Source organism: Nocardiopsis valliformis DSM 45023 (genome assembly GCF_000340985.1).
GTDB classification, from domain to species: Bacteria; Actinomycetota; Actinomycetes; order Streptosporangiales; family Streptosporangiaceae; genus Nocardiopsis; species Nocardiopsis exhalans.
Window position 1 is genome coordinate 129245 of sequence record NZ_ANAZ01000019.1, and the last position, 21592, is coordinate 150836.

Annotated in this window: 23 protein-coding genes; 7 read left to right on the forward strand and 16 right to left on the reverse strand. The window is 69.7% G+C overall.

The window, feature by feature from the left end:
* The first annotated feature begins 149 nt into the window (after window positions 1-149).
* The gene (locus D457_RS0119440) at window positions 150-1448 is read left to right on the forward strand and encodes an RNA-guided endonuclease InsQ/TnpB family protein (protein WP_026116810.1); all 1299 of its coding nucleotides are present in this window, start codon (window positions 150-152) and stop codon (window positions 1446-1448) included.
* 59 nt (window positions 1449-1507) lie between these two features.
* On the opposite strand, the gene D457_RS0119445 is transcribed toward D457_RS0119440, so the two are convergent.
* From D457_RS0119445 to D457_RS0119475, 7 genes are all read right to left on the reverse strand, one after another.
* Complete coding sequence (locus D457_RS0119445; RefSeq protein ID WP_017582344.1) at window positions 1508-1918, reverse strand: AAA family ATPase; 411 nt, start codon at window positions 1916-1918, stop codon at window positions 1508-1510.
* Between the two features lie 69 nt (window positions 1919-1987).
* Window positions 1988-2521, reverse strand: coding sequence for a hypothetical protein (locus D457_RS0119450; protein WP_017582345.1), 534 nt, complete (start codon window positions 2519-2521; stop codon window positions 1988-1990).
* Window positions 2522-2746: 225 nt separating this feature from the next.
* Complete coding sequence (locus D457_RS0119455) at window positions 2747-3433, reverse strand: hypothetical protein (protein ID WP_026116811.1); 687 nt, start codon at window positions 3431-3433, stop codon at window positions 2747-2749.
* Entirely contained in the window at window positions 3433-3867 is a 435-nt protein-coding gene (locus D457_RS0119460; protein WP_017582346.1) for a hypothetical protein, read from the reverse strand. Before D457_RS0119460 ends, D457_RS0119455 begins: the two co-directional genes overlap by 1 nt.
* A 253-nt stretch (window positions 3868-4120) precedes the next feature.
* Window positions 4121-4903 carry a DUF4097 family beta strand repeat-containing protein gene (locus D457_RS0119465; RefSeq protein WP_017582347.1) on the reverse strand — a complete coding sequence of 261 codons (783 nt, stop codon included), beginning with the start codon at window positions 4901-4903 and terminating at the stop codon, window positions 4121-4123.
* Window positions 4904-5064: 161 nt separating this feature from the next.
* A complete protein-coding gene (locus D457_RS0119470; protein WP_017582348.1) occupies window positions 5065-5961 on the reverse strand; it encodes a glycoside hydrolase family 16 protein in 897 nt (298 codons plus the stop codon).
* Window positions 5962-6196: 235 nt separating this feature from the next.
* Window positions 6197-7027, reverse strand: coding sequence for a class I SAM-dependent methyltransferase (locus D457_RS0119475; RefSeq protein ID WP_017582349.1), 831 nt, complete (start codon window positions 7025-7027; stop codon window positions 6197-6199).
* Window positions 7028-7175: 148 nt separating this feature from the next.
* Here D457_RS0119475 and D457_RS37550 point away from each other — a divergent pair, with 148 nt between their 5' ends.
* The 3 genes from D457_RS37550 (at window position 7176) to D457_RS0119490 (ending at window position 9095) form a co-directional block, all read left to right on the forward strand.
* Window positions 7176-7298, forward strand: coding sequence for a hypothetical protein (locus D457_RS37550; protein ID WP_017582350.1), 123 nt, complete (start codon window positions 7176-7178; stop codon window positions 7296-7298).
* 65 nt (window positions 7299-7363) lie between these two features.
* Window positions 7364-7735, forward strand: coding sequence for a hypothetical protein (locus tag D457_RS0119485; RefSeq protein ID WP_017582351.1), 372 nt, complete (start codon window positions 7364-7366; stop codon window positions 7733-7735).
* A gap of 304 nt (window positions 7736-8039) precedes the next feature.
* The gene (locus tag D457_RS0119490; protein ID WP_017582352.1) at window positions 8040-9095 is read left to right on the forward strand and encodes a S41 family peptidase; all 1056 of its coding nucleotides are present in this window, start codon (window positions 8040-8042) and stop codon (window positions 9093-9095) included.
* A gap of 46 nt (window positions 9096-9141) precedes the next feature.
* On the opposite strand, the gene D457_RS0119495 is transcribed toward D457_RS0119490, so the two are convergent.
* The 3 genes from D457_RS0119495 to D457_RS34180 all read right to left on the reverse strand — a co-directional run bounded on the left by D457_RS0119495 (window position 9142) and on the right by D457_RS34180 (window position 11164).
* Complete coding sequence (locus D457_RS0119495) at window positions 9142-9987, reverse strand: alpha/beta fold hydrolase (protein WP_017582353.1); 846 nt, start codon at window positions 9985-9987, stop codon at window positions 9142-9144.
* Between the two features lie 61 nt (window positions 9988-10048).
* On the reverse strand, window positions 10049-10618 hold the full coding sequence (locus tag D457_RS0119500) for a TetR/AcrR family transcriptional regulator (protein ID WP_017582354.1): 570 nt from the start codon (window positions 10616-10618) through the stop codon (window positions 10049-10051).
* Between the two features lie 87 nt (window positions 10619-10705).
* Entirely contained in the window at window positions 10706-11164 is a 459-nt protein-coding gene (locus D457_RS34180; protein ID WP_017582355.1) for a hypothetical protein, read from the reverse strand.
* A 163-nt stretch (window positions 11165-11327) separates the two neighbouring features.
* On the opposite strand from D457_RS34180, the gene D457_RS0119510 reads away from it, so the two are divergent.
* Complete coding sequence (locus tag D457_RS0119510; RefSeq protein ID WP_083926809.1) at window positions 11328-12017, forward strand: hypothetical protein; 690 nt, start codon at window positions 11328-11330, stop codon at window positions 12015-12017.
* Window positions 12018-12065: 48 nt separating this feature from the next.
* On the forward strand, window positions 12066-12929 hold the full coding sequence (locus D457_RS0119515; RefSeq protein WP_017582357.1) for a transporter substrate-binding domain-containing protein: 864 nt from the start codon (window positions 12066-12068) through the stop codon (window positions 12927-12929).
* A gap of 48 nt (window positions 12930-12977) precedes the next feature.
* Here D457_RS0119515 and D457_RS0119520 read toward each other — a convergent pair whose 3' ends face one another.
* The 6 genes from D457_RS0119520 to D457_RS0119545 all read right to left on the reverse strand — a co-directional run bounded on the left by D457_RS0119520 (window position 12978) and on the right by D457_RS0119545 (window position 20340).
* Window positions 12978-14438: an AMP-binding protein gene (locus D457_RS0119520; protein WP_017582358.1), complete on the reverse strand. Its 1461-nt coding sequence runs from the start codon at window positions 14436-14438 to the stop codon at window positions 12978-12980.
* Between the two features lie 91 nt (window positions 14439-14529).
* Window positions 14530-15393 carry a shikimate dehydrogenase gene (locus D457_RS0119525; protein WP_017582359.1) on the reverse strand — a complete coding sequence of 288 codons (864 nt, stop codon included), beginning with the start codon at window positions 15391-15393 and terminating at the stop codon, window positions 14530-14532.
* 44 nt (window positions 15394-15437) lie between these two features.
* Complete coding sequence (locus D457_RS0119530; RefSeq protein ID WP_017582360.1) at window positions 15438-17375, reverse strand: sugar phosphate isomerase/epimerase and 4-hydroxyphenylpyruvate domain-containing protein; 1938 nt, start codon at window positions 17373-17375, stop codon at window positions 15438-15440.
* 105 nt (window positions 17376-17480) lie between these two features.
* Entirely contained in the window at window positions 17481-18473 is a 993-nt protein-coding gene (locus D457_RS0119535) for a DctP family TRAP transporter solute-binding subunit (RefSeq protein WP_017582361.1), read from the reverse strand.
* A gap of 56 nt (window positions 18474-18529) precedes the next feature.
* Entirely contained in the window at window positions 18530-19804 is a 1275-nt protein-coding gene (locus D457_RS0119540) for a TRAP transporter large permease (protein ID WP_017582362.1), read from the reverse strand.
* Window positions 19801-20340 (reverse strand): TRAP transporter small permease, encoded by a 540-nt coding sequence (locus D457_RS0119545; protein WP_193374519.1) that lies wholly within the window; start codon window positions 20338-20340, stop codon window positions 19801-19803. The genes D457_RS0119540 and D457_RS0119545 overlap by 4 nt, the downstream gene beginning before the upstream one ends.
* A gap of 152 nt (window positions 20341-20492) precedes the next feature.
* On the opposite strand from D457_RS0119545, the gene D457_RS0119550 reads away from it, so the two are divergent.
* Complete coding sequence (locus D457_RS0119550; RefSeq protein ID WP_017582364.1) at window positions 20493-21503, forward strand: LacI family DNA-binding transcriptional regulator; 1011 nt, start codon at window positions 20493-20495, stop codon at window positions 21501-21503.
* Window positions 21504-21592 lie beyond the last annotated feature (89 nt).

Genomic DNA, 21592 nt, shown 5'->3' on the forward strand with positions numbered 1-21592 from the left:
GGTCCTTCAGGGCCAGGGTGAATGCCCCTTCCCCGGTGGCGGGTCCTGGGGGCTCCCGACCTTCGGTGTGTCGCCCGGGAGGCGGATCGGTCCCAGCACATCTGGAACACCACCCCGGGGACACGGTTGGTGACGCTAGGTTGCTGTTCGTGTCCAGGTTCCGGTTGTACCCCACCAGCGCGCAACAGCAGCAGATGCTGCAGCATTGCGCGCATGCGAGGTATGTGTGGAATCTGGCGTTGGAGGTCACCAACACCTACCGCAAGGGCGGAGCCCGTACCGCCAGGCCGCCCAGGTTCGCGGCCCTGTGTCGGATGCTCACCCAGGCCCGCCGAACCGACACGAGCGATCTGGATGCGGAGTCGGCTGCGGAGTTCGCGTGGGTGGCCTCAGGCAACACCGACGTCCAGCAGCAGGCTTTGAAGGATTTCGACCAGGCGATCTCCAACTTCCTGGGCGGGAGCCACGGGTATCCGAAGTGGCGGAAGAAACACCGGAACGAGGGGTTCCGGGTGATCGGCACCGGCCGGGTCCCCGCTTATACCGCTACCGGTGAGCCGTTGCTGAACGCCAAGGGCAAGCAGGTCATGCACCGAAAAGCCCTGGTGCAGAAGCTGAACAGGAAGTGGGGTCAGGTCAAGGTGCCCGGCTGCGGGTGGGTCAAGTTCCGCCTGACCCGCCGTGAGCTGCCCGACGCCAAGTCCTTGCGCATCACCTACAGGGACGGGCTGTGGCATGTGGCCTTCGCGACCCTCCCCGACCCTGTGCCGGAACCGGGGGACGGGTCGGTGGTGGGTGTTGATCGGGGTGTGGCCATCACCGCTGCCCTGTCTGATGGGCGGATGTTGAACTGCCCCCAACCTTCGACAAAGGAAAAGGCTCGACGCCGCAAGCACGAGCGCCGCGCGGCCCGTGCCCCCAAGAACAGCCCCGCCAAGGCCGCTGAGTACGCCAAGGTGGCCCGGCTCAAAGCCAAAGAGGTGGCCCGGCGTAAGGACTGGGTGGAGAAGACCTCCACGATGCTGGCCCGCAGCTTCGATACCGTCCGGTTCGAGGATCTGAAGGTCAAGAACATGACCGCCTCCGCGAAGGGCACGGCGGAGCAGCCGGGCAGCCGGGTGCGGCAGAAGTCGGGGCTGAACCGGGCCATCCTGGCTCAGGGGTGGGGGATGCTCCGCCAACGCACCGGGCACAAAGCCCCGGGCCGGGTTCAGGACGTGCCCGCTCGCAACACCAGTCTGCGTTGCAGCGACTGCCAGTGGATCGACAAGAACTCGCGTCAGAATCAAGCGCGGTTCGTCTGTACCCGCTGCGGTTTTTCCTGCAACACCGATCTCAATGCTTCGAACAACGTCGCGGCAGGACAGGACGCCAGTCCCGCACCCCTTGGGGTGTGTGCCGGAGGGGTGATACCGCGTCCGCGGTCAAGCGCCCGTGAACCTCAGTAACTCCCACTCTTCCTGAGTTGGTAGCTGGAATCCCCTGCTCTTTCAGGCAGGGGAGGATGTCAATCGCGCAGGTGCTCCTCGTGCACGCCCTCCATCTCCGGTTTCGTGGCGTGCCGGAGCAGCGTCTCCTCGAAGGAGACGTCGAAGTAGTAGTGGCGCGAGATCCCGCGGTGGTCGTCGGTCAGGGCCGTGAGCATGTCCGTGTACCGGGCGCTGTGCAGGATGCCCTCGACCACGACGTGGTAGCCCTGGTCCAGGCAGTACCGTGCGGTCAGGTCGATCAGCCCGATGTTGGCCCCGCCGGTCCGCTCGCGCTCGCGCAGGACGTGCCGGCGCAGGTTGTCCTGGCCGACCAGGGCGATACCGCGCCCGTACCGGGTGCGCAGGGCCGCCGCGGTCGTGCTCTTGCCGGAACCGGAGTTGCCTCGGATGACGATCAGTCTGGTGTCGGGGGAACCAGTGGGTGCCATGGGCCGCAGGCTAGCGCCCGGAGCGCCCTCCAGGCTCAGGATCCGATGAGGTGACCGTCGAACGCGCCCCTAGACGTCGGCGACCAGCAGCCACACCAGGATGCCCACGACGAACAACCCGGCACCGATGGCGAAGGCGGCGCCGATCCTGGTGTGGGTGTCCAGGCGCCTGCGCCAGCCGAGCGGGGCCATGACCTCGTGGACCACGTCGGCCATCTCCCGGGAGTCGAAAGTGAACCCGTCGACTATCCGGCCGTTGTCATGCGCGCCCAGGACCGCGGTGCGCCGCAGGCGGATGACCGTGCCGCGTTCGACGTTCACCTCGGCCTCGGCGGAGATGGTCGGCACCATCACACCGCCCGCTCCGGCGCTCCACGACATCGTCCGGACGACCTGCTCGCGGGTGTACATCTGGCGTTCCGGATCCAGGTGCACCCGGATGGAGTAGGCCATGCGGAGCCCGTTCCGGTGCATGACCGATGCCCAGCGCATGTCGGCGACGTTCAGGTGCAGCTCCAGCCCGCCGGGAATGGGGGAGACCGTGTAGGGGGTGCCCTGGGCGCGGGCGAGGAACTGCTGGTGGATGGCGTTGACGGTGTGCATGAGAGCTTTCTGCTGAATCTGTTCCGGCCACGGGCCGGCGCGGTGTTACTGAGTATGGTCCGTGGCCGCCTCCGTGCGGTCGCTGGAACGGTTGCGGTTCGGGCGCATCGCGCAATGCGAAGGGCCGGTCACCACCCGCGGGTGGTGACCGGCCCGGCCGCTCTGGTCCGAGGTGTCAGCAGACGCTGTCGCCGGGTGAGACGCGTTCCACCAGAGAGGGGCCGGTTACTCCGGGGGGTCGGGGGCGCGGTGGCGCCCGGGCCGCTTGGGCGGTGCGGACGGCGGTTGCTGTGGCCGGATGTCTCCCTGAGGTCCGGTGGAACCCCGAGGGTTCTGCGGTGCCTGCGGCCCCCGGGGGTGCGGGTACTGCTGAGGCGGCGGCCCCGGCTGCGGGTGCGGTGGCGGTCCGGCCTGCCGCTGGGGGGCGTGGGGCGGTCCGCCCGGTGGCGGAGGTCCCTGGGGGTGGGGGCCTCGGTGCTGGTCTCCGTGGGGCTGGGCCTGGTGCGGGCCGGGCCGGTACGGGGGCGGCCCGGCGGGTCCGGGGCGGGTCTGATCGTCCGAGGTGCGGGAGCGGGGCAGCGCGATCAGCAGCAGGGCGACGACGGCGACCACCAACAGGCCGTTCGCGTAGTACCAGGCGGGCTGGAGGACCTCGTAGTTGAAGGCCTGGACGGGGGACAGCTCGGGCGGGGTCTCACCGGGGACGGCGAGGATCGGGGGATAGGTGAGCATGATGGTCCGCACGGTCGCGGACCAGATCGCGTAGAGGAGCATCAGCGCGGCCGCGGTCAGCAGGACCCCGCGTGCCCGAGGCACCCGGCGTGCGCGCGCCAGGATCAGCACGCCCGTGACCGCGAAGAACAGCGCCAGGGCGAGGTCCAAAATCGTGAAGAAGATCGAGGGAAGCGCCATCAGTGAGTCCCTCCGTGCGGTCCGCGCTGGTGGGGGTGGTGACCCGCGGGGTAACCCCGGCCACTGTGTTGCCCGGGATACCCGGGAGGGCCGGGGTGGCCGGGATGGGGCTGCGGCGGCCGGCTTTCGTGCGCGGTCTCCCGGGGGCCTCGGGTGGCGGCCAGCGCCAGGAGCAGCACTCCGGTCGCGGTGAGCGCCGTCCCCACGTAGCCCAGGACGAAAACGACGTCGTACAGGCCCGCCGAGAACAGGGGGCCGCTGAGCCCGCCGTACACGAACACGTCCGAGAGCGGTCCGAGGACGATGAGGATCAGGCCGGTGATCGCGGTGCCCCTGGGCCGGGGGAACCGTCCGACGAGGCAGAGCCCGACCACACCCACCAGGAGGGGCAGGACGATCAGGGCCAGGTCCAGGCCGGTGTTGTCGGGGGACATTCGAGCTCCCGTCGGGGGCGGTCAACCGGTCGGCGCTGCGGGGCGAAGCAGCACGGTCGGGTCGAACACGGGTACGCGCCGAGAGTCTAGGGCAACACCCCTCCCGATCCCAGGGAATCACCCCGTGCAGAGGTGGCCGGACCCGGCCGTCTTCCCACCGGTGCTCCCTTCCGGGGCCCTTTTGGCCCGCCCGTTCCCCGGGGCGGGGATGCCCGGCACGAAACGGCTCCAGCGGGCTCGGTCCGGGCCCGGGTCAGCTGGTCGGGACCAGGGTGATGGTCCCGTTGTCGGTCCGGGCGGTGACGGTGCTGGTGCTGGTGTCGTCCGAGGGGAGTTCGTTGACCACCTCGCCGTCGTCGAACGTCTCGAAGACCGCGTAGGGGCCGCCGGGCAGAGCGAGCGTCGCCGCGCCGTTGTTGGTGCTGACCTCCACCTCCGCGGGCGCCTCGCTGAAGACGGCGTCGATGGTGCCGTTGTCGGTGGCGGCGCTCAGGCTCTCCGATCCGATCCCGGACAGGTTCATGTCGCCGTTGCCGGAGGTGAGGGTGAGCGGGCCGGTGACATCGGAAACGGCGACGGTGCCGTTTCCGGAGCGGACTTCGGTCGGTGCGCTGAACCCGGACACCGAGACGTCGCCGTTGTCGGTCTCCACCGACAGCGCGGTGTCGGCCGGGACGAAGACCTCGTAGCGGACCCGGCAGTCGGAGAAAGTGCCGCAGTCCATCTTCAGGTCGAGGGTGTCACCGGTCAGCTCCCAGTCTCCGCCCGCGTTGCCCGTTTCCTCGCGGACCACCCGGATCTGCTCCGCTTCGTGGGGGACGATCTCCAGGTCGGCGTTGTCGACCTCGACGAGGAGCAGCTCGGGCACGTCGTCGTAGGTCTTCTCCTCGGTCTCCGACTCGGATCCGGCCAGGTCGGCGCTCTGGCCGCACCCGGCGAGCAGAGTCAGGGCCAGGAGCGCTCCACCGGCGGCGAGCAGACGGCGCCGCGCCTCCTCGAGGGGGACGCGCGGTGTCGGTTCCGGCTGCCTGTCCATGACGCGAACCTAACATTGCCTTAGGTATCGGATGCCGAAGGGCATCGGAAAAGAGGCGGTCGCGTGGGGGAGCGAGGGCGAAACGGGGCCCGCGGTGGATCCGAGGGCCCCGTCGGCGTAGGGAGAGTAGGGCCGCTCCGTCAAGGGCCCCGAGGGAAGCGTCACTCCATGTCGTACACGCGCACGTAGTCCACGACCATCTCCTGCGGGAACTGGGTGGTCTCGTCCGGGTAGCCGGGCCACTGACCGCCCACCGCGACGTTCAGGATCATGAAGAACTCCTGGTTGAACACCCAGTCACCGCCCACGTCGGCGGGGGTGATGGTGTTGTAGGCGACGTCGTCGACCGACCAGGTGATGGAGTCGGGCGTCCAGTCCACCGCGTACACGTGGAAGTCGTCTGGGAAGGCCCCGCCGTCGGGGTGGTCGTAGGAGGCGCCCACGCCCCCGCCGCCGGAGTATCCGGGACCGTGCACTGTGCCGTGGATGGTCCCGGGCTCGCTGCCGATGAGCTCCATGATGTCGATCTCGCCCGAGTCCGGCCACGGGGTGTCCGGGAAGTCGGCGCCGAGCATCCAGAAGGCGGGCCAGACCCCCTGTCCGGTCGGTATCTTGATCCGGGCCTCGATCCGGCCGTAGGCGTGCTCGACGTTGTTCTGCGTGGTCATGCGGGCGGAGGTGTAACCGCCGTCGGCCTCCTGACGAGCGGTGATGACGAGGTTGCCCTCGCCGTCCAGGGCGGAGTTGTCACGGCTGGCGGTGTAGTTCTGGAGCTCCTCGTTGCCCCAGCCGTGGTCGCCGGTCTCGTGGTTCCAGTTCGCGGGGTTGGGGGCGTCGCCCGCCGCGCCGTCGAACTCGTCGGACCACACCAGTGTGGCCTGCGAGGTGTCGGTGGCGGTCAGTTCGCTGTTGTCGGTCACGTCGCTTCCGGTCCAGGTAAGGGTGGTGATGGCGAGGGCCGCAGCGACTCCCAGACCGACGGTCGCGGTGACCGTGCGGCGGGTGGTGCGGGAGTTCTTCCTGTCCGCTCTGTCACTTGTGGCGGTTCGGCTGCTCATGGTCGTGCTCCAGGGGATCGGGGTGCGGGAGGCCCCGGGCACGCGCAGGCTAGCGGGTCACGCGCGGTCCGGCAGGGCTCGTGGCACCAAGCTGAATGAGTGTTAAGTGACTGTACGAGCGTGTTCCGTGTGCAACAAGGGGGTTTCGGGAAGAATCTGGGATCGCTCCCATGGGCGGTGTCGAGTACCGGGGCCGCGGATCACGGCCCCCGGATAACCAGGGCCTACTCGGGAACTAGGGCTTGGCGGCGCGCAGGGAGTACATCAGGGGGATGCGCGCGTGCGTGTCCGGGAAACGGTAGTAGCCGTCCCCGGAACGCTCGAAGGACTCGAAGCGCTGGTAGAGCGAGGCGTCGTGCTCGTGCAGGAAGTCCAACCGCAGCCCCGCCGCGGCCAGCGCGGAGACCACCGCGCCCATCGTGTGCTGCCACTCCACACTGCGGTTGTGGACGGTTTCGGCCTCCAAGTCCGCGTATGTGCCGGACTCCTCGCTCACGTGGGCGTCCCGCGTGAAGTAGTCGCGCACGACCCGGGTACCGGTCTGGTCGTCGAGGATGTCGGTGAGCGGGTGGAACTCCGCCAGGTACAGGAACCCGCCCGGGGCCACCAGCGAGGCCGCGGTCCGCGCCCACTGCTCGATGTCGGGCAGCCAGCACAGCGCGCCGGTACCGGTGTAGACGATGTCATAGGCCTGCTCCGGTACGGCGGAGGGGGCGTCGTACACGTCGGCCTCGACGAACGCGGCCCGCTCCGGCCCGAGCCCGATTTCGGCGGCGAGCTCCCGTGCCGCCTCCACGGCCGGGCCGGAGAAGTCCAGGCCGACCACGCGCGCGGCGCCGTGGTCGCGCGCCCACGACATCGTGTCCAGCCCGATGTGGCACTGGAGGTGGAGCAGTGACTTACCGGTGACGTCACCGATCTCGGCGACCTCGAAATCGCGCAGCGCGTCCGTTCCGGAGCGGAACCCTTCCAGGTCGTAGTAGTCGCTCGCGACATGCAGGGGGACCCGCTCGTCCCAGTGGGCCCGGTTGGCCGCACGCCAGTCCGGCGGGGTGGAAGTGCTCATGGCGGAGTAAGTTACCAGTCGGTTCGGCACGGGCCCACGGAATTTCTCCCGGGCGCACGTGTGTGAGGTTTGGCAGACGCCACGGCACGACCCGGCAGCCTACGTTGGCCTGGTCCGATCCACCGAGCCGAAGGTGTCGCGATGCCGCGTGCAGTGGCTGACCATCCGAACCGCCCTACGACCGCCCCTGTGCCCCTATGCCGTGGCCGAGGACGAGTTCGTCACCGACGACCTGATCGGATGGCTCACCCGTCGCGCGGGGGTTGACTGAGCCCATTCCCACTTCGGGCTGACGCCAACCGGCGCCTTGTCAGGGGTGGTTGGTAGACCCTGGTCATGACGTTCCTGGTGTTTGTCGAGGGTGATACGGGCGGATGGCGTGTCGACCGGAAGTCGCTGACGGAGGCCGTCTCCGCTCGGTGGCCGGAGGTCGGGATCGACTCGACTCATCACAGCGAAGTGCGCAGTCTCCTGTGGGAGTTCGAGACGGAGCACGGCCCGGGTGAGGCGTATCTGCACCAGGGCGGCACCTGCCTGTACATGGACGTCTGGCAAGAAGACGCTGTCTGGTTGGCGATCGCCTTCCGGGAGCTGGCCCCGGCAGACCTTGACCTGGTGTTCTGCGATGAGGGCTACACCTTCGACGTACAGCTGCGTGCCGGGGCTACCGAGGCGGACCTGACCGATCTCGTGGACGCCGTCGCCTGACCGCGCCCAGCCCTCCTTGGCCGCCCGCCGCCCGTCCCGGGGCAGAGCCATTCAGTCGGCGACGGCGGGGTGCGGCGTGGGGCGGACTTGACCAGGTCGTGCCAGCCTGGGTCAGGGCGTCGATAACGCCGTGGGTCCGCGTTGTCCTGGTGCCGTGGACCGCGCCGGGTCGTGCGGGCGGGGCCCGCAGTAGACGACCCGGTTCACCCGGGTTGGAAACGGCTCACTTTGGTGGCGAACGGACCCCTGAACACATAACTTTCGAGGGTGTCAGACCCCGCACACTCCTCATTACGCTCCCCCCATGAAGACGCTCAATGAGGGTGAAACGCCCGATTCCGTTCGTGCGGAAAGCCCTGTCAACCCCCGGAAGAAGCTGTGGCGCCGGGTCCTGGCGGCCATCGCGATCGTGGTGCTCCTGCTGGGCGGAGGCGGAGTCTGGCTGGTCCACACGTACGGTCCGCAGTTCGGCGTCTACCTGTTCCCGCCCTCGCCGCAGCGGTACGCGGACGTGGCCCTCGAACTGATGGAGCGGGGCTACTACGCGGACGGAGCGGAGTGGGAGGCCGCGCGGGAAGGGGTGCTGGAGGCCGCCGAGGGCGCCGACAGCTACGCCGACCTCCACGGCGTCCTGGCCGAGGCCGCGGACGCGGCGGGTGGTAGCCACACGTTCTTCCTGACCCCGGGGGAGGCCGCGGACCGGGTCGGTGAGTCGACCTCCGAATTCCGGGCTCCGACGGTCACGGTGGACGGTGGGGTCGCGACCGTGGTGGTGCCCGAGCTCGGCAGCGTGTCCGGGGAACTCCAGCAGCGGTACGCCGACGAGGCGGCCGCGGACATCGCCGCAGCCGCTCCGGAGGTGTGCGGGTGGATCATCGACCTGCGTGAGAACACCGGCGGCAACATGTACCCGATGCTGTCGGGGCTCTCGTCGCTGCTGCCGAACGGGGCCGCGATGCAGTTCCGGATGGCCGCCGGTACCGAGATGGGCGTGACCGTGCAGGACGACGGGGTCGGCATGAACGGCAACAGTGTCATCAGCGTCGAGGAGACACCCAAGATCACCGATCAGCCGATCGCCCTGCTCCAGAGCGAACGGACCGCCTCGAGCGGCGAGGCGGTCCTCACGGTCTTCCGCGGGCTGGACTCGGTGGAATCCTTCGGCGAGGACAGCGCCGGATACACCTCGGGCAACTCCGTGCACACCCTTTACGACGGCGCCGAGCTGGTCCTCACCAGCGGCGTCTACGTCGACCGCGACGGCGTGAACCTGAACGAGGAGCCCATCCGGCCCGACCACTCCACGGACGCGGCCGACGAGGACGCGCGCGCGTGGCTCGCCGACGCGGACTGCGGGTGAGTCGGGGGCTGGCTCAGGGCCCGGTCGGACACCGTGTTTCGAGGAGTCAGCGGGTGCCGAGGAGGTCCTTGAGCGCGTCCGCGAACTGCGCGGGGCGTTCGACCGGGCCGAGGTGGCCGCCGGGGAGTTCGGTCAGCGGCAGACCGAGCCGCGCGGCCAGGGCGGCCGCGGTCCGGTACGGGAGCTGGCCGGGTGAGTCGACGCCGGCCACGGGGACGAGCTGACCGCTGTGCGCGGCGAGCACGGAGAGGCCGGGTTCGTGGGTGGTGAACGGGAGCATGATGTGTTCCAGCATGATCCCCTGGAGCTCACCGAGCCGGACGAAGAGTTCTGCCAGTTCGGGGCCGAGCGGTTCGGGCCCGGTACCGGCGTAACCGTCGCTCCAGGCCCCGACGCGTTGGAGTCGGGGAAGGTCGCTCTCGCGGGCCGGGTCGGGTCCGGGTGAGGTCACGGCGGTGGTCATGAGCTCCCGGGCTTCCTCCAGGCCCCGGTCTCGGGCGGCGGCGCGGACCGATTCCAGTGCGGCGCGGTGGCGTGCGGCGTCCGGCAGCAGATTGACCAGCGGCGGCTCGTGGACCACGGCCAGACAGACGCGGTCGGGCCGCTGGGCCAGCAGTTCGAGGGCGGTGACGGCCCCGGAGCTGAAGCCGAACACGATCGGCGGTTCCGCGAAGAGGTGGTCGATCAGTCCGAGCACGTCCTCGGCGTGGTCTCCGGGCCGCTGGTCGCCCAAGGTCTCGGGCTGCTTCGCCGAGGCCACGCGACTGGACATGGTGACGACGTCGAAGCGGTCGGCCAGGTGCGCGGCGAGCGGGTCGAGCATGCCGCCGTGCCCGACCCCGCCGGGGACGAGCAGTAGCGGGGGACCGTCGCCGCGGCGGTCGTAGTCCACGGTGACGTCGTTCAGGTTCAGCGTGAGAGTGCTGGAGGGAATGGGTTGCTCCTGTTCGGGTTCAGGTCTTCGACCAGTGGGTCAGGGTGTGGTGGAGCGCGTCGATCGCACGCTGCCACGAGGCGTCCAGGTCGCGGTCGGCGGTGAATCCCCCGACCGCCTCCAGGTCGCTGAAGCCGTGGCAGGTGCTGCGTAGAAGCCGGACCGCGTCGGTGGCGTCCTCTCCGGCGAGGTCGTAGCCGCGCAGCAGCGCGTAGCAGGCTTCGATGATGCGCGGTATCCCGGTGGACTCGGCGAGCCGCTCGGGCGGCACCGGGTACCGGGTGGCGGAGTAGCGGCCCGGATACCCGGTCGCGAACGCGCGGTAGGCGTCGGCGAACGCCCGCAGCGCGGTGTGGCCGGACCGTCCGGCCACCGCCTGCCACAGGGTGTCCGCCCATTCGTCGTGTGCTAGCAGGGCGACGCTCTCCAGGAGGTCGGGCAGGCCCCGGACGTGCGTGTACAGACTGGCGTCCCGGACACCGAAGCGCTGTGCGAGCACGGCGAGGGTCAGCCGGTCGAACCCGATCTCGTCGGCGACGTCGGCGGCGGCGGACACCAGAGCGTCCCGGGTGAGTCCCACACGCGGCATAGCGATCCTAATGCTCCTAGGTTTCTTCCTCATATGCCTAGGTTCGGTGTCGAGGGCAAGGGTTGCCCGCGCGCCGCGCCGGCCTTGTCATTCGGGAGAGCCCGCCGGGAGGATGGGTCGCAGGACGTTTCCGTCCCGTGGGCACACCCAGGAGGGGACCTCGTTCACCGAGCCGGCTTTCGCGGGATGCTGGTGGCCCGGGCACGCGGGCACGGGTTGACCCCCGGTGCTTTCCCATACTTCTTCCTGAAGCTGCTCGGCGAGCATGAGGACGACCTGGTGTTCAGGCAGGGAGTCAGGAAGGCGGACCCCGGAGCCGGAGCCGCTGGGGTGCAGGGAAACAAAGGTCAGCACGCCGGACCGGATGTCTTCCGGTGCTTTTTCGGAGAGCGTGCGAAGGGTCGATCCGGGAACGGTGCCACTGTCGAAGATCAGCGCGTTGACATCGTCGACCTCATCGGCGTTGAGCGCGAAAACCCGCGGATTCCCGAGCTGGTCGAGAATGATTTCTGACCAGTTCTTGACGGTGTCAGCGCTTCGTTTCATGTTCGCTCTTCGCTGTTCTGGATTTGATGGAATCGAGCGGACCGGGTCACCGGGCCGTGACCGCCGAATGCTGGAGTCGGAGGGAACCGGGTGTCGGCCCAGCGGTGCCGGAGCCCCGCCGACCGGACCCCGGACTGGCCCCCACCAGATCGGAGCAGCGCGTTTGTCCTCTCCACCCCCTGGCTCCAACGACCGCCCTCCGCGCGAGGACAGCTCCGCTGGGGAGGAACCGCCCCTCCCCTGGTCCGCCGTGGTGGCGATCATTCTCCAGGCGATCCTCTACCCTGTCCTCCTGGTCTACGGCGGACAACTGCTTTTCGGGTTCGGCGCGCTCTTCGTGTTCGTGTTCCAGGTCAGCTACGTGTTCTTTCCGCTGCTCTTCGGAATCCCACTGATCCTGGCTCTCGTGCTGGTGTTCGTGCTCCTCCACCGTCACCTGAGGTCGACCGGCTTTCCGGGGCCCAGAGCAGCGACCGTGCTGCTGGTGTCGGCCGCGCTGTTGGGCTTTTTCCACACACTGAGCGCGGGTGCCCTGCGGTGGGAGGGTTCCAATGTGGCGGCCGTAGCCTGGGTCTGTATCTACACCCTGGCCGTCGCGTTCGGGCTGGTTCTCTTCCGGTTCCACCTGGAGTCGTACCCGATCGGGGCGATGGCCCTGATCATGGTCGGGTCCGTCACGCTGGTGGCCGTGGTCTCCTGGGGAGCCGCACGGATGGCTCACGAAAACGAACTGGACCGCCGGGTCCAGCAGCACCCGGGTTACGACCAGATGAGCCCGGTGGACCAGGACATACTGCGCCAGCAGTACGAACGGGGGGCGGAACCCGGCCGGATCGCCCCGCCGCCGGGTTGACTAGCCTGACCCAGGTCACTCGCCCCGAGTAGAAGCTGGAAGCCCCACGTGCCCGTAGCGCCGGCCAAGCCGCATCTCGTCCTCGCCGCCTCGTTGACCGTGCTCCTTGCCGCCGGCTGTTCGGCGCGGGAGACCGGCGAGGAGCCCGGTCCCCACCTCGGGGGACAGAGCAGACTCGACGCGGTCCTCGTCCGGGGTGCGCTCAACGTGTGCACCACCGGCGACTACCGGCCCTTCACCTACCTCGCCCCCGACGCTGACGAGACCGCCTACCTCGACCCGGGGGACGACGGCTTCACCGGTATCGACGTGGACATGGCCCGCGACCTCGCCGAGGAGCTCAAGGTGGGGATCGAGTGGACCCAGACCAGCTGGAACGACCTCGTGGACGACTTCCTCGCCCACTGCGACATCGCCGTGGGCGGGATCTCGGTCAGCACCGCCCGCGCCGAGACGGTGTACTTCTCCGCCCCGCTCATGGAGGACGGCAAGACCCCGATGACCCGCTGCGAGAACGTCGACGACTACCGCACCATCGAGCAGATCAACCAGCCGGGTGTCCGCTCGATCGTGCCCAGCGGCGGCACCAACGAGATCTTCGCCGAGGAACACTACCCGGACGGCGAGCTCATCCGCCACGACAACAACACCATCTTCGACGAGATCGTCGCGGGCAACGCCGACGTGATGACCACCGACGCCTCCGAGGTGCTGTGGGCGGCCAACGAGTACGAGGAGCTGTGCGCGGTCAACCCCGGGGAGCCCTTCGACTACTTCGAGAAGGCGTTCATGCTGCCCCGGGGCGACGACGTGTTCAAGCACTACGTCGACCAGTGGCTGAACACGGCCCTGAACGACGGCACCTACGACCGCATCGTCGAAGCCTGGTTCGGGCCCGACGCGGAACTGTGACCTGCGGTGCTGGGGCCCCGCGGTTCGAAGGATCAGCGGACCGGAGCCTCAGCCGCCGAGCTCCCGTTTGAGGATCTTGCCCATGTCGTTGCGGGGCAGGGACTCCACCAAGCGCAGGCGGCGGGGGCGCTTGTGCGGGGCCAGCTGGGCAGCGACCAGGTCCGCGAGTTCGGCCAGGGTCGGCGCGGCCGGGCCGGTCGGCACGATCCAGGCGACCACGCGCTCGCCCAGGTCGGGGTCGGGTTCTCCGGTGACGGCGGCCTCGGCCACGCCCGGATGGGCCAGGAGCGTGTTCTCGATCTCCCCGGCACCGATCTTGTAGCCGCCGCTCTTGATGAGGTCGGTGCTGCGGCGGCCGACCAGGCGTACCCGCCCCTCAGTGTCCAGCACGGCCATGTCACCGGTGCGGAACCAGCCGTCGGCCATCGCCTCGGCGGTGGCCTCGGGGCGGTTGAGGTAGCCACTGAACAGGTTGGGGCCGCGTACCTGGACCTCGCCGATCTCACCCGGGGCGTCCGGTTCCATGGGTTGGCCGTGGTCGTCGACCATGCGTAGTTCCACTCCGTCGAGCGGGGTACCCACGGTTCCGGGGCCCGCCTGGTCACCGGGGCGGACGCTGGTGTTCATGAGGGTCTCGGTCATCCCGTAGCGCTCGACCACCCGCTGTCCGGTCGCGGCGGTCAGTTTCCCGTGGTCGGGCAGTGGCAGGGCGGCCGAACCGGAGACGAGCAGTCGGGCCCCGGAGAGTTCCCTCACCAGTGCGGGGTCCTCGCCCACGGCCTCCGCGAGGCGGTGGTACATGGTGGGCACCCCGAAGAGCACGGTGCCGCCCGCCGCCAGCGCCCGGGTGAGCGCCCCGGTGTCGAACCTGCCCAGGTGGCGCAGGTACCCGCCCAGGCGCAGCGGTCCCAGTACGCCCAGGACCAGGCCGTGCACGTGGAACAGGGGCAGGGCGTGCACCAGGACGTCCTGGCCGGTCCACCCCCAGGTCCGGGCGAGGGAGTCCAGGTTGGCCGCCACCGCGCGGCGGGAGAGCAGCACGCCCTTGGGCGGGCCGGTGGTGCCCGAGGTGTAGACGACCAGGGCGATCTCCTCGTCGTCCACCTCGCGCACGAACGGGGGAGTGCCCGGGGCGGGGGAGGCGTCCACCTCCAGACGGGGCAACACGACCAGGACCTCGGGCAGCTCGGTGCCGGGAGAGCAGAGCAGGAGATCGGGGGTGCTGTCGTCGACCACGTGCCGCAGTTCCCGCTCGCCGGAGCGCGGGTTCAGCGGTACGACCGCGACCCCGGCCAGGACCGCGGCGGTCACCGCGACACAGGTTTCGGGGGCGGAGGTAGCCCACACCGCCACCCTCCCGCCCACCGGGAGCTCCGCGGCCAACCGCGAGGCGGCTTCGGAGAGCTCCCGGTAGGTGAGGACGCGGTCACCGGGACCGGGGGTCGGGAAGCCTGGGTTCGGGAAACACAGTGCGGGGCGGTCGTTGGGCGCGCTGACGAGAGGGAGCACGGGGCTCCTTTCCAAGGGCCTGTCACCAAGGACGCGGAGGCGGGGACAGACACGAGGTTACGCTCCGGCCCCGCCCCAGGCCCCGGCGGTGTCAGGCCCCGGCGGCGGCCGCGAAGTGCGCCTGCATGCGCTCGTGGTCCGGCACCAGCCCCGTGATCAGCTCGAACGCCTGCGCCGCCTGGAACACTGCCATGCCGCCGCCGTCCAGGGCCGCGCAGCCGATCCGTTCGGCCTCGGCGAGCAGCGCCGTGCGCAGCGGCCGGTAGACGACGTCGGCCACCCACAGGGACGGCCGCAGGTGCTCGGCCGCGACCGGCAGGCCGGGGTGGTGGGCCATCCCGATCGGAGTCGCGTTCACCAGCCCGTCCGCGTCGGCCAGGAGCACGCCGACCTCCCCGGGGGAAGCCGCCCGGCAGCGGCGACCGGGGAAGCGTTCCCCGAGGTCGACGGCGAGGCCGGTGGCCCGCTCGGCGTCGGTGTCCACGACCGCGAGCTCACGCACCCCCGAGGTCATCAGGGCGTGCGCCACCGCCGAACCCGCTCCGCCCGCGCCCAGCAGGACCACGGTCTCCCTGCTGACAGCGGGCAGCCCGAACTCCAGGGACCGGGCGAAGGCCGACCAGTCCGTGTTGTGCCCGACCGCCCGGTCGCCGTCGAACACCACGGTGTTCACCGCTCCCAGCGCCGCCGCGTCGGGGGTGAGGTCGTCCAGGTGGGGCAGCACCAGCTGCTTGCAGGGGTGCGTGATGTTCAGCCCGTCGAACCCGTAACGCGGGGCCGAGCGCACCAGTTCACCCACGGCAGACGGCGGCAGGTCCCAGGTGTCCAGGTCGATCCTGCGGTAGACCAGCCGGTGCCCGAGCTCGGCGGCCTCGGTCTCGTGCATGGTCGGGGTCAGGGAGGGGCCGATGCCCGAACCGATCAGTCCCACCAGGTAGGAGGTCGCGTCCGGCATACCGGTCTCCGCGCGAACAGTTCCGCGGTTCCTCGTCCGGCCGTTCATACGCTGAGCTCCGAACCGCGCCCCGAGCGGTGCGCGGCCATCCGCACGTGGGTGTTGACCGCACCGTAGCCCTCGTAGCCGTTGACCCGCTGCACGACCTCGAAGAACAGCCGCCCGTCCAACAGCGGCGAGTAGAGGTGCAGGAACTCGCCGTCGCCGTCGCGGTCGTACAGGATGCCCAGACCGCGCATGAGCTCACACCGGGCCGGGGACAGGTCGGTCCTGGCGGCCAGGTCGTCGTAGTAGTTGTCGGGGACACCGAGCGGCGGCTCGCCCGCGGCTACCATCGCACGGGCCACCGCAACGATGTCGTCGCAGGCCAGAGCGATGTGCTGGGCGCCACCGGCGGCGTCCGCCTGCGGGCCGCGGCCCAGGACGGACACGTTCAGCGCGATCCGCGGCCCCGGCACCGGGCCCGGCCGGGTGAGCACACGGCTGCGCACCAGACCGTCCGGAGAGGCGAGGTCGGTGTTCTCGGACGGCGAGAGGCCGAACAGGGCCTGGTAGAACAGGGAGGCCTCGTCGAAGTGGTCGAAGGGCTGGTGCAGCCCGAGGTGGTCGATGCCGGTGATCGGGGTCGGTGTCCCCTCGCGGAGGTGGTCGATCGCGGGCGCGGAGAAGTCCCGGGTCCAGTCCGCTTCCCCGGCTTGTCCGGTTTCTCCAGCTTCCCCGGCCGGGCCGGTCGGGCACAGGAACACGGCGGTGCCGTCGGGGGCGGCGACCGCCCGCAGTCGGGCCTCCGAGGGGTCGCGGCGGCGGGACAGCGCCGGGGCCGAGAGCTGTTCCGCCCGGGCGGCCACCTGCTCGGGGTCGGTGACGTCGACCCCGAACGCGGTCACGGCGGCGTCGCCGATCCAGGTGTGACCGAGCCTGGGGTCGGCCGAGTTGAGCAGGACCCTGGTACGCCCGTGCTCCCACAGCTCCACGGGCTTGGAGCGGTGGTCACGGGTGTGCGCGAACCCCAGGGCGGACAGGACGGAGCGGGTGCGCTTGGCGGCCGGTTCGGCGGCGGCGACCTCCACGAACCCCAGGCCTTCGGGCGGTACGAGGTCCGGAAGCCGGTTCAGGTGAACCGGGGCATCCGTTTCCGCCGCGCCCCGGCCCCGTTCGGAGGTCGTGCGCGCACGCGCCACCGCATCCTCCAGCGCGGACAGCGAACGCAGGGCGTCCGCGGCGGTCCGGTCGGGGTCGGCGGCGCGGAAGACGTCGTTGAACACCTCCAGTGACAGCGGGCCCCGGTAACCCGCGGCGATCACGTGTTCGGTGAACGCGGTCAGGTCGAAGCCCCCCTGCCCGGGGAAGCAGCGGTGGTGGCGGCTCCACTGGAGGACGTCCATGTCCATCCGTGGCGCGTCGGCCAGCTGGAGGAAGAGGATCTTCTCCGCCGGGATGTCCCGGATGCCCGAGGGGTCGTCTCCCCTGGACAGGATGTGGAAGCTGTCCAGGCACACACCGAGGGAGGGGTGGTCGGCCGCCTCGGTGATGCGCCACGAGTGCCCGTAGGTCGACACGTGGCGTCCCCACGCCAGGGCCTCGTAGGCGATGCGCACCCCGTAGGGTTCGGCGGTCTCTGCCAGCGCGCGCAGCTGTGCGGCGGACCGGGCGTCGTCGTCGATCGCCGACGCGGTCGCGTTGGAGCAGACCAAGAGGGTGTCCACACCGAGCTCGGTCATGAGCGCGAACTTGGCCTCGGCGCGGCGCAGGTTGGCGGCCAGGCGTGTGTCATCCACTCCCTCGAAGTCCCTGAAGGGCTGGAAGAGGTCGATGCTCAGCCCGAGTTCCCCGGCCAGGGCGCGGATCTCGCGCGGGGCCAGGGGCGAGGCGATGAGGTCGTTCTCGAAGATCTCCACGCCGTCGAAGCCGACCTTGGCGGCCGCGCTCAGTTTCTCTTCCAGGGTTCCGCTGAGGGAAACCGTGGCGATGGATCGCCGCATGTCGTTCGAACTCCGGTTCTTCTCGTGTGGGCGGCCCGGTTCGCGGGCGGCCCGTTTCGCGCCTGGGGAGGGGACGGCGGCGGTCGGCCGCCGTCCCGGCGGTCACTATCCGACGTTGCGGAAGGCTTCGTAGAGCTCCAGCTCCGTACCGTCGAGGGTGGAGAGGAAGTGCTCGTGCACCTGGTCGCGGAAGGTGTCCACGTTCACGTCGTCGACCACCTCCATGGCGCCGGAGGACTCCCACTCGGCGAGGATCTCCGCCTCCGCCTCCTCGATGCAGGCGCGGTTCTCCTCGCGGACCTCGGTCACCGCCTCCTGGAGCACCTCTTGCTGCTCTTCGGAGAGCTGCTCCCAGGTCTGGCCGGAGACGACGATCATCTGTGAGCCGATCTGGTGCCCCGAGAGGCTCACGTGCGACTGGACCTCGTTGAAGTTGTCGGCGTCGATGGTCGCGATCGGGTTCTCCTGGCCGTCGACGGTCCCCTGCTGGAGGGCCATGTAGACCTCCTCGAAGGCGACCGTCGTGGGGCTCGCGCCCATCGCCTCGGCGTTGGCGAGGTAGATGGGGGAGTCGGGGAAGCGCATACGCAGGCCGGACAGGTCGTCGGGGGTCCGGATCGGCTGGTTGGCGGTGAAGTGGCGGTCGCCGAAGTACCAGACGTCGAGGATCTTCGCGCCGGTGGCCTCCTCGAACCCCTGCTTCAGGTCATCGGAGGCCTCCGAGTCGAAGAAGGAGAACATGTGGTCGGCGTCGTCGAACGCGTAGGCGGCGTCGAAGACCCCGATCGGCTCGTAGGCCGACCCCAGCGCAGCCGAGCCCTGCACGTCCATGTCGATGTCGCCGGACATCACCGACGCGAAGGTCTCGGTGTTGTCCCCGAGCTGGCTGCCGGGGAAGGTGTCGATGCTGAAACCGGCGTCGGAGTCCGCGACCCGTTCGGCCACGAGTTCGATACCGCAGCGGGTGTGCGGGTGCTCGTCGGTGTAGCTGTTGGAGAAGGTCAGAGTGGGCCCGTCGCTGTCGTCGCCCGAACCGCAGGCGGTGAGCAGGAGCGCTGCGGCGGGTACGAGTGCGGCGAAACGGATTCCGGTGTTCATGGCGAAACCTTCCTTGGGGAGCTGGTGCGCGTAGGCGGTCGGGGCGGGCAGCGCCCCTACAGGCCCAGGTATCGGGGCAGGAAGAGGACGAGGTCGGGGACGAAGGTGAGCAGCATGAGCACCGCCAGGAGCGGGATCAGGAACGGCGCCGTGCCGCGGAACACCTCGTGCATCGGTGTGCGGGTCGCCGATCCGAGCACGAAGAGCACGCCGCCGAGGGGAGGTGTGAGAAGCCCGATCATGAGGTTCACGATGCTGAGCACACCGAAGTGGACCGGGTCGACGCCGAACTGCACGGCGATCGGGAGCAGGACCGGAACGGTGATGACCAGCGCTGCGATGGGTTCCAGGATGGTCCCGATGAGAATGAGCGCCACGCTCACCAGCAGGAGGAACACCACGGTGTTGTCCGTGAAGCCGAGCAGGAACGAGGCGATGTCCTGCGGCACCCGTTCGCGGGCCAGGACCCAGCCCAGCAGTCCCGAGGCGGCGAGGATCAGCGTGATCGACGCCGCGGTGGTCGCGGTCTCGACCGTGATGGACCACAGGGAGCGCAGGGTGAGGCGGCGGTAGCAGAAACCGAGAGCGAGGATGTAGGCGACACCGACGGCGGCCGCCTCGGTCGGAGTGAACAGCCCGCTGAGGATGCCTCCGAGGAGGAGGACCGGCGCACCGAGCGGGCCGATGACGCGCAGTGCGGCGGTGCGGAACTCGCCGGGTCGTGAGCGGCGTCCCGACAACTGGGGCTGCCTGCGGCTCCAGATGAAGACGTAGAGCGCGAGGCCGCCCGCGATGAGGATGGCCGGGACCACTGCCGCGGCGAACAGCGCCGCGGTGGAGACCGCGGCCACCGAGGCGTAGATGATCGCGGGGATACTCGGCGGCATCACCGGGCTGACCAGGCTGGAGGAGGCGGTCAGGCCGAGGGCGAAACGGCGCGGGTAGCCCCGGCTCGTCATGGCCGGGACGACCATCTTGCCCATACCGGCGACGTCGGCCAGGGCGGTGCCGCTGATCCACGAGAAACCGACGCTGACGCCGATGTTCACGTAACCCAGGCTCGCGCGGACCCTGCCGAACAGCACCTGGGCGAAGGCGAAGATGCGGTCCGCGATGCCCGTGTGGTTGGCGACCACCCCGAGCAGGATGAACAGCGGCACGGCGAGCAGGGGGAAGCTGTTGACCTCCTGTGCCGCGGTGCGCAGGCTCAGTCCGGTGGACTGGTCGGTCACGACCATGTACAGCAGGGTCGGTCCGAGGATCGCGAACGCCACGGGGACGCGCAGCAGCATGAGGACGAGAATGCCGGTGATGACCAGCGCTGCGCTCATTCAGCACGCTCCTCGGGGATGGACTCGATGCGGGGAGGCGCGGGCAGGAGGGTGTTGGCCAGGGCCCGGAGCGCGGCCAGGCTCAGCCCGACCATGGGGATGACGTAGGTCCAGGACAGGGGGATGTTCATGGCGGGTGTGGTCTGCGGGGAACCACCGAAGACGAGTTCGGCGGCCTCGAACACGAAGCCGACCGCCACCGCCGCGATGACGAGGTTGGCCAGGATCCAGACGGCGCGCAGAACGCGGCCTCCGGCCACGTGATCGACCAGTTTCAGGGTGATGTGCTCGTCCTTGCCGACCAGGTAGCCGGCCAGGGAGAAGGTCAGCCAAACCAGCCCGAACCTGGCGAGCTCGCCGGTCCAGACCCAGCCGGAGACCGGTAGGTGGCGCTGGGTGGCCTGGATGAGCATCAGCGCGAAGATCACCGTCAGCAGTAGGGCGCCGGTGACGAGTTCGGCGGTTTCCAGCCACCGGACCACCGCCGGTCTGGGGTGCGGCGGACCGGTGTCGTTTGTTTCGGGGGATTGGCTCATCCCAGTCGGCTCCAGTCGGGAGAACACGGCTTTTCGCTGATCAGCGGCCGAGGGTGTGACGTGCGTCAAACTTTCGTGAACTCTAGGTTTCCGTTCACAGCGGTGGCAAGCGATTGCCAAAAGTTGCCACAAACCGGTAGGAAGGGGGCGAGATGAACACTCCCAAGCGCACGACCATCTACGATGTCGCCGTCGAGGCCGGGGTCGCCGCCTCTACCGTGTCCCGCACCTTCAGCAACCCCCGCCGGGTGAACGCGACCACCCGCGAACACGTGCTCCGGGTCGCCGAACGGCTCGGCTACCGGCCCAACCCCCTGGCCACGGCCCTGCAGTCCGGACACAAGGCGACCATCGCCCTGCTGGTCTCCGACATCACCAACCCGCATTTCTTCGGCACCATCCGCGGGGCGGAGCGGCGCGCCAGTGAAGCGGGTGTCACCTTCATCCTCGGCAACACCGAGGAGTCGGCGGCCAACGAACGCAACCAGATCGAACGGCTGGACCACTCGGTGGACGGCTTCGTGCTGGCCGCCAGCCGGATGAGTGACGAGACCACGGTCGCGATCGCCCAGGGGCACAACCTGGCGCTGGTCAACCGCGAGGTCGACGGCCTGCCCGGTGTGGTGGTGGACAGCGGCCCCGGGAGCTGGCAGATCGTCGAACACCTGGCCTCACTGGGCCACCGCTCGATCGTCTACCTCTCCGGCCCGCACCAGTCCTGGCTGGCCAGCGAACGCTGGAAGGCGCTCAGGGCCGCGGCGGAGCGGCGCGGGGTCGCGGTCACCCGGCTCGGTCCGTTCCCGCCCAAGGTCAGCGGGGGCGGTGCGGCCGCTGACGCGGCCCTGGTCTCCGGTGCGACCGCACTGATCGCCCACAACGACCTGCTCGCCATCGGTGTCCTGCGCAGGCTCGCCGAACGCGGAGTTTCGGTGCCCGGGCAGGTCAGCGTGGTCGGCTACGACGACATCTTCGGCGCCGACCTGTGCGTGCCCGCCCTGACCACCCTCGCCGGACCGGAGGACGAGGCTGGCCGGGTGGCCGTGGAGCTCCTGCTGCGGAAGGGGTCGCTGTCCACCGCCCACCCCGCGCCGCAGCGGGTGGTGCTCCCCGCCCACTTGGTCATCCGTGACTCCACGGGGCCCGCCCCCACGCCCTGCCCCTGACCTTGCCGGAATTGCTTTCCACGGGGTACGTCGCTTTCTCCTAGGTAACTAATAACCCCCGATGTTACGTTTCTCGGGCCATGGCGGAT